This window comes from Streptococcus loxodontisalivarius (assembly GCF_016908645.1).
GTDB classification, from domain to species: Bacteria; Bacillota; Bacilli; order Lactobacillales; family Streptococcaceae; genus Streptococcus; species Streptococcus loxodontisalivarius.
Genome location: NZ_JAFBEH010000067.1, coordinates 1 through 8,256, shown reverse-complemented (window position 1 = coordinate 8,256; position 8,256 = coordinate 1). Strand labels below are relative to the sequence as shown.

The 8,256-nt window shown below is 39.9% G+C and carries 6 protein-coding genes; 1 reads left to right on the top strand and 5 read right to left on the bottom strand.

The annotated features are described in order from the left end of the window. The first annotated feature begins 212 nt into the window (after positions 1-212). Positions 213-4,697 (top strand): S8 family serine peptidase, encoded by a 4,485-nt coding sequence (locus tag JOC28_RS10850; protein ID WP_205010540.1) that lies wholly within the window; start codon positions 213-215, stop codon positions 4,695-4,697. 159 nt (positions 4,698-4,856) lie between these two features. On the opposite strand, the gene JOC28_RS09970 is transcribed toward JOC28_RS10850, so the two are convergent. The 5 genes from JOC28_RS09970 to JOC28_RS11000 form a co-directional block, all read right to left on the bottom strand. After that, positions 4,857-6,107: an NAD(P)H-dependent oxidoreductase gene (locus tag JOC28_RS09970; RefSeq protein ID WP_205010539.1), complete on the bottom strand. Its 1,251-nt coding sequence runs from the start codon at positions 6,105-6,107 to the stop codon at positions 4,857-4,859. 22 nt (positions 6,108-6,129) lie between these two features. Beyond that, positions 6,130-6,732 (bottom strand): NADPH-dependent FMN reductase, encoded by a 603-nt coding sequence (locus tag JOC28_RS09965; RefSeq protein WP_205010538.1) that lies wholly within the window; start codon positions 6,730-6,732, stop codon positions 6,130-6,132. 22 nt (positions 6,733-6,754) lie between these two features. Beyond that, entirely contained in the window at positions 6,755-7,666 is a 912-nt protein-coding gene (locus tag JOC28_RS09960) for an FAD:protein FMN transferase (protein WP_386700784.1), read from the bottom strand. 182 nt (positions 7,667-7,848) lie between these two features. Next, positions 7,849-8,034 (bottom strand): 4-oxalocrotonate tautomerase, encoded by a 186-nt coding sequence (locus JOC28_RS09955; RefSeq protein WP_205010536.1) that lies wholly within the window; start codon positions 8,032-8,034, stop codon positions 7,849-7,851. A 128-nt stretch (positions 8,035-8,162) separates the two neighbouring features. Further along, a partial coding sequence (locus JOC28_RS11000; RefSeq protein ID WP_205010541.1) for an IS3 family transposase occupies positions 8,163-8,256 on the bottom strand: 94 nt, incomplete at its 5' end.

Here is an 8,256-nt window from a genome sequence, read left to right as displayed (position 1 = left end):
TGAAAACTGGATAAACAATTATCCTAAGAAAATACTGAGCTATAAATCTCCTAATGATGTTTTACTGAATGGCTAACTTGCACTTGAAATTTAGCTTTTTAGTTTGTTTTACAAAAATGTAAATGTTTCACTGGAACTACTTGAATATTCTGACAATATATATTAAAATGAAATCAGACACAATAGATTGTGTGAAAAAGAGGAGGCTTAGGATGAATAGTAAGCAAAAATTTTCCATTCGTAAATTAAAAATTGGGACTGTATCCGTTCTTTTGGGTGCAGTTTTTTTGGTCTCAGCTAACAGCGTTTTAGCTGAAGATGTTTCAACAACAGAGGTGGCACAAACTGTTCAAGCGCCAGCATTGACCAGCGAAACGAGCCAAGAAAGTGAAACAAGTCAAACTCAAGAAAGGCTTGTAGAGGTTGCAGAAACAACTACTACCCTCGAAGCGGAAGCTGTCCAAACTGAAAGCACAAGTAGTGAAGAAGCTAGTCAGAGTCAAGAAACTACTGCAACTAGTGAAGCAGCACAAACTAGTACAGAGGTGACTTCAGAAAGTCAGACTAGCCAAACTGAACAAGCAGTAACAAGTGCAACAGTAGAAACAACACAAACTGCGAGCCAAGCTTCTGCTCAAGTTTCTAGCAATGCGCTAGCTGCAACTGAGAATCCTACTACAACATTGGCAGCTGCCCAACCAAATGATAGCTCAAGTAATGATTTGATTTCTGCACCTCAAGCTTGGGATTATGGCTACAAGGGTGAAGGAACAGTTGTTGCCATCATCGATTCTGGTATTGATGTCGACCACGATACCATGGCTCTAACAGATATTAGTAAGGCAAAATACCAGACTGAACAAGCTATGCAGGAAGCCATGGCAGCAGCTGGAATTACCTACGGAAAATGGTATAACAACAAGGTTATCTATGCCTACAATTATTTTGATTCAAGTGATGATATCAAAGAGGATAGCACACATTCACACGGTATGCACGTTAGCTCAATTGCAACTGGTAATGCCCAAGTAGCTGATCCAAGTACAAATGAGATTGTTAAAGGTGTAGCACCTGAGGCTCAGGTTATGTTTATGCGTGTCTTCTCAGATCGTCAAAAAACGACAGACCAAGCTATCTACGCTCGTGCCATTCTTGACGCTGTCAAACTGGGTGCGGATAGTATCAACCTCAGTCTTGGTGCGACATCGGGTTCAACAATTTATAGTTCTGACGTTCTAAAAAACGCCATTCAAACTGCTCGTGATGCAGGTGTAGCGGTAGCTATTTCAGCAGGTAACTCAGGTAACTTTGGTTATGGAGCTAGTCCAGTATCGGCTGAAAATCCTGACTATGCAACTGTTGGTGACCCTTCAACAACGAAAGATGTTATCTCAGTCGCTTCCTTCAATAATTCAACCTACTATTCGACAGCAATCACTATTGAAGGTGAAGAAAATCAAAACTTCCCATCAGTGGCTACAACAGATGCTGTAACCTTCGATAGCAATACTTCTTATGAGTACACTTATGTCGGACTAGGTACTACAGATGATATCGGCTCAACTGATCTGACTGGTAAAGTTGCACTGATCCAACGTGGCTCAATTACTTTTGCAGAAAAAATTCAAAACGCAAAAGCTGCTGGTGCTATCGGTGTTATTGTCTTTAACAATACAGTCGGCATTCTCAGCGGAGGCATGAGTGTCGGAGATGACAATCTTGATGTCCCATCTGTTTTCATTACACAGGAAGCAGGCGAAGTCCTTAAATCAGGGAACTACAAGGTAAGCTTCAAAGAGGGCATGAACAAAATTAACAATGAGACTGCTGATCAGATGTCTGATTTCTCTAGTTGGGGTCTTTCAAGTGACGGTTTCTTGAAACCTGACTTGACAGCACCTGGCGGTAGCATTTACGCAGCTGGTAATGATAATACTTATAACCTCAATAGCGGTACAAGTATGGCAAGCCCTCATGTCGCTGGTGCCATCGCCCTTGTTAAGGAGTATCTCAGCAAGGAACACCCTGAACTTGAAGGTGAAGAGCTTTCATCAACAATTAAAAACCTCTTGATGAGTACTGCCAAAGCTCACTACGATAGTGAGAGCAAGGCTTACACGTCACCACGTCAACAGGGTGCAGGTTTGATTGATGTAGCAGCTGCTGTAACAACAGATCTCTATGTGACTGGTCAAGATAACTACGGAAGTATTACACTAGGTGATGTCGAAGATAAATTCAGCTTTGAAGTGACTGTCCATAATATTGGTAATGAAGATAAAACGCTCAGCTATGTAACCCAATTACAAACTGATGCAACAAGTGATGGTAAGATTACCCTATCACCGCTTGGTTTGGAAACTCAAGTAGGTCAAACCATTACAGTCAAAGCAAATTCAAGCCAAACAGTGCGTATCACAGTCGATGCTTCTGGCTACGCAAGTGCTCTGCAAGCAGCAATGCCAAACGGTTACTATTTGGAAGGTTTCGTTCGTTTCCTTGATCCAACAGACTCACTTGAAGTGATTTCAATTCCTTATGTTGGCTTTAGAGGTGATTTTGAAAACCTAGCAGTTGTTGAAGAAAATGTCTATCAATTAACCAAAGAAGGTAAAAATGGCGTTTACTACACAGGATCAGCGGACCAAAAAATCAGTGTTGATGCCGATGTCACATCTCTATTGACTGAATCAACAGATGATATCATTTCACAAGGTATGAAGACAGCTACAGTAAGTAAAGTCCTCGGAAGCTTCCAAAACGAAGATGGTACTTTCCAACTTTATCAAGATGGTTCAGGCCAAGCTCATCTGGCTATTTCACCAAACGGAGATAGTAACCAAGATAGCCTAACCTTCAAGGGTGTCTTCCTCAGAAACTACAAGGATATGCAAGTAGCCGTTTATGCTAAAGATGACACTAGTCACAGCAACCCACTTTGGACATCTTATATCGGTGACGGTGGTAAAGATGCCTACGAACAAGGTAGCGGTTCAACATCAAGCATTGTCTACAATACCCAGTGGAATGGTCAAGATAGCAATGGTTACCTACTTGCTGACGGCGACTACGAGTATGTTGTAAGCTACTATTCACAAGTTCCTGGTGCAGATAAGCAGAGCATGTCATTTGATATCACAATTGATACACAGGACCCTGTTATCACAACAGCAACTATCCTAAAAAATGCCGACGGCTCAACTGACTTCAAACCAAATGCGGTCTATGAAAACGGCTCAGGAATCTATAGCCAGGAAGTCTTCTATCTAGTCAAAGGAAGTAACGGAACTTATACAAATATCGGTATTGATACTGAAACAGGTAAAATTGTCCTATCTGACAATCGTGTAACCCTTGCACAAAACGAAGACGGCAGCTATACGATTCCAACAGGAATTTCATTGGATGATGCTTACTTCCTTGTAACTGACTTTGCAGGAAACAAGGCTCTTCAACGTATCAGTACAATGGCAGAGCTTGAAAATAATTATGGGGTTGTCGGTGTCTTCATTCGCAATGTAACAGATGGTTCTGTCGCAAACGCTTTAATTGCTTATAAAGTCTACGATTCAACAGGTGCAGAAGTTGTAGCTCCAAGCTTCTATCAAAATCAAACAAACTTCCTTGAATTACCATTTGGCAGCTATACAATTGTACTTCAATCATTTGATGATGAAAGAGGCGTCTTGGTCGGCGACAAGACCTTGAAAGTCTTGATCAATGCTGAAGAGAGTGTTAAATATCTCTACTTTGACTACCAGGCAACAGTCAAAGCAACAGCTGTAGTTACATTTGACCAAGATTTAGGACAAGCTACAAAAGTTTATGCTGTCGATTCAGATGGTAATGCAACTGAGCTTCCAGGTGCTATTTATGATAAGAATACCTTTGAATATATGCTCCGCGTCGGAACTTATACTATCAAGGTTGAGCTTGCTGATGGCTACGAAGTCCTTGAAGATCTCGATTTTGAAATCCTAGAAAATACTGTGAATGAAAAAACATTTACACTGGTTAATAAATCAAGCTTGAAAGAAGAAATCGCTGCCCTAGCAAGTCTTGAAAATGCTGCACGTTACTACAATGCAGATCAGTCTAGCCAAGAAAACTATCAAACTGCTAAAGCGGATGCAGAGGCAGTGCTTGCAGCCAAATCTTCTCAAGCAGTTATTGATGCTGCTGTTAAAGCGCTAAAAGCTGCAGAAGAAGCTCTTAACGGTCAAGCAACTGACACTACTCTTCTTACAAGTGCTCTTAATGAAGCTAGTCAAATCCAAGCCAGCCTTCGCTTTAAAAATGCAAGCAGTAAGGAACAAACAGCCTACCTTGAAGCCCTTATCGCTGCACAAACTCTCCTTGCCAACACAGAAGGACTAACACAAGCACAAGTAGATGAAGCTAAATCAGCTCTACAAACAGCCTACAACTCTCTATCAGGTAAGGAAAACCAAACTGGTCAATTGGAAGAGCTTGTACTATCTGGTTATTATGCACTCAATACCAAGACCTACCGTCAAGCAAATCAGTTCAGTAAAAGACAGTTCTTGTTAGCACTGAGAGAAGCGGATCTTGTCTTAAATGATAGTGAATCCAGTCAAGATGATATCGACCAAGCTTATCAAACACTTCAAGATGCTTATGCAGCTTTGAAAGTATCTGGTAAAAACTACCGACCACAAGTCTATCGCAGATACTAGACAAATTCAAAAAACATTCCAAGAATGCTATTCTTGGAATGTTTTTCTTTTTATCAAAATGACCTAAGTAAACAGAAATAGAGCTTTGCAATTTCTAAAACCAAGTGAAAATTCTATGAACACAAAAAGGTTAGGATTTTCATCCTAACCTTCTAAATTTTAGTGTGATGATGCACCTGAATCAGCATCTGAAGCAGCTGCAGGAGCAGCTTCGCCACCGCCGTGACCAGAATCAGAAGCACCTGATGATGCATCTGCACCGCTACCGTGACCACCAGCTGCAGGAGCAGAGCCACCTACAAGACGTTGTCCAGTTGTTTGAAGATACCAATCCAACCATGGTTTGAAGTTAAACACGATTTCGTTGATACCTGCGTATGAACCATCTGGATAGTACATAGCTTGGTAGTTGTGGGTATTGATGACTTCTGCTGGTGAACCAGGAACAATAGTACGAACGTACTCTTGGTCTCCATTACGAAGTGTACCGATTACCCATTCAACATTTTTCATACGTCCAGCAGGAAGTGATGCGTGAACAGTTGACATACGGTTACCTGTTTGTGATGGAACACGTTTTGCCAACATTGTTTCAGGGTCTTGGTGTGCATTGTTGTAGTACAAGAATTGGTTGTTATCGTCAGCATATGTCAATTCAAATGGCATAGCGTTCAAGAACATATTCAATTGGTTAACAGTCAAGAGACCTTGGTCAAGTTTAACATAAGTGTCGCCTTCAACAGCGTTAACAACTTTAGCAGCTTTTTCCAACCAGTCTGGATCATCTGGATCAACTTCAGTGATAGTTGTTGCAATTGGTTTGTTACAGTCAAGATCTTCTGGAGCAATTGGTTTTGGTTTTTTCAATTGTGATACAACTCCTACGTATTTGATGAAGTTATCAAGACACTGACCTAGGAAGGCAACAGTACCTTCATTTTTGATATTTCCATTTTCATCGAATGCTTCTTTAGCTTTACCAAGAAGGAATTCGTTACCAGGAAGAGTATAAGCATTTACACCTGGTGCATCAAGAATTTTACGCAAGTGAACTTGGGCACGAGATGTACCTTGGTCATAGTATGAAGCACCAACAATCATAACTGGTTTGTCTTCAAATGGGTGCAAGTTAAATGACAACCATTCAAGTGTGCTCTTAAGAGCAGGAGTAGTTGTGTGGTTGTGCTCTGGAGTTGCGATGATAACACCGTCAGCACGGTTGATTTTGTTGTAAAGATATTGAACTGGGAATGAATCTGACTGATCATCATCTTGGTTGAACATTGGAACATCTTTGATTTCCAAAACTTCAAGTTCAAATTTTACTTTAAAGTGACGACGGATGAACTCCAACAACATGCGGTTATATGATTGATCCGCATTAGAACCGACAATACCTACAAATTTCATGATTTTTTCTCCTTACTAACGATTACAATTTTTCCCAATCAAAGTTTTCTGCTTCTTTTTGAAGAAGAGCTTTCGCATTTGACATTTTCTCAGTCATTGTAACAAAGATGCGGAAGTCATCAAAGATAGCATCAAGTTTTTGAATAGTATCCAAATCAATCAAATCACCTTCAGCGTTGAAAGCTTGAAGTGAGTGTGAAAGAAGAAATTCATCTGGAAGAACGTTTGATTTCAACTCAGGTGCATTCAAGATTTGACGCAATTGCAATTGAGCACGTGATGAACCGAGTGTTCCGTATGAAGCACCAGTGATCATAACTGGTTTATTCAAAAGTGGGAAGATTCCGTATGACAACCATGCCAAAGCATTCATCAATACGGCAGGAATTGAGTGGTCATACTCAGGAGTTCCGATGATAACACCATCAGCCTCTTCAATTTTTGCTGCTACATCAAGAACGATGTCTGGAACACTTTTATCAGCAGGTTTGTTGAAAACTGGGAAATCTTTGATTTCGATCAATTCGATTTCTGCTTTGTCAGCAAAGTGTTTTGAGATGTATTGTAGCAATACACGGTTAGTAGATTTAGCTGAATTTGTTCCAACTAGTCCAATAAGTTTCATGAAAATACCTCTTTCGTCATAATCAATAATAAATTTGGAAATCTTGTTTTAAATTTTCTGAGACAACTAGGCGATTGTCATTTGTGATAACAATTCCCTCGATATGAGCCGTCTCATTGATGGTCACCATGGCTTCTATAATAGGAAGACCAAATAACCTTGTTGTCCAGATTTCACAGTCAACAGACTTATCTGCCACGATTGTAAGACTAGCCATATCTGTCTCAATAGGATAACCAGTCTCCTTGTCAAAAATGTGGTGATAGTCTTTATCGCCAACTGTCAGATGTCTTTCGTAGATACCTGATGTGACAACAGACTTATTGTGAATTTTTAGGACGCCGATATTTCGGCCACGTTTCTCATCTGGTTTTTGAATGCCAATATGCCAAGAACCGTCTGGACGATTATCATTCAAACCATAGACAAGAACATTTCCACCAAGGTTTATCAGTGCAGAATGCACCTTTTCTTGAGCAAGATAGGCAATCACCTTGTCAGCTATATAACCTTTGGCGAGGGCACCTAAGTCAATCTTCATGCCTTCCTTTGTTAGAAAAACGCTCTTTTGATCTTTATCAAGGATTATTTGATTGGGATCCGTCAAGATAAGTCTTTCCTTAATAAGCTCAGGAGAAGGAACAATAGCATCATCAAATCCGATGCGCCAGCTTTGAACCAAAGGACCTATTGCAATATTGAGATTACTAGGTGTGGCAAGGCTGTGCTCTTTTCCAAGACTAATCAAATCAAACAAATCTGGATGAACCTGTATAGGTTTAATCCCAGCATTATCGTTGATAGCCATCAGCTCCGAATCAGCATCATTTGCGCTGAATCGATTACGATAGATTTCTAGCAGATTGCAGACTTCATGAATATGCTTAAGTGGATTCCCAGAGTTAACTGAGATATCAATGGTTGTCCCCATCATTTTGGTGCTATGGGATTCTAACAAAAGTCACCTCCAACATTAGTCTACGGTTATAATGATAACGTTTTCTGAAAATTTTGTCAAGCCAATTTCAAGTTTTTGGACAAATGTCAATAAATATGCTCAAACAAACTTGAAAAAAGAATCTGGAGGTTTTCTCCAGATAGGAATAGTAGCTCGACTTAGTTTTTTTTCTTCATTTCGCCTTGTGGATAGTAAGTTCCTTCAGGCATGTCATTGATAAAAACATGAATCGCTTCTTTAGGAGCTTTTGCGATACGAGATACAACTTCAGTAACTTCACGTGCAAGCTCAACTTTTTGTTCTTCAGTACGTCCTTCAAACAAATCAATTTTAACAAATGGCATAGTCTGCTCTCCTTTTTATAATGTCTATAATTTATATTATAGCATAATCATCTAGAAAATTCTGAAAAAAGAAAAAATTTACTAGGTTAAGGCACTGCACCCCAAAATTGGGACAGAAGAAAAAACTTTTAAGCGGTCAGTTTTCTGTAATCTACAGGAGACTGGTCGTTTAATCTCTGTTGAACTCTAGTTTTATTATAAAATGTGATGTAATTCTTGACA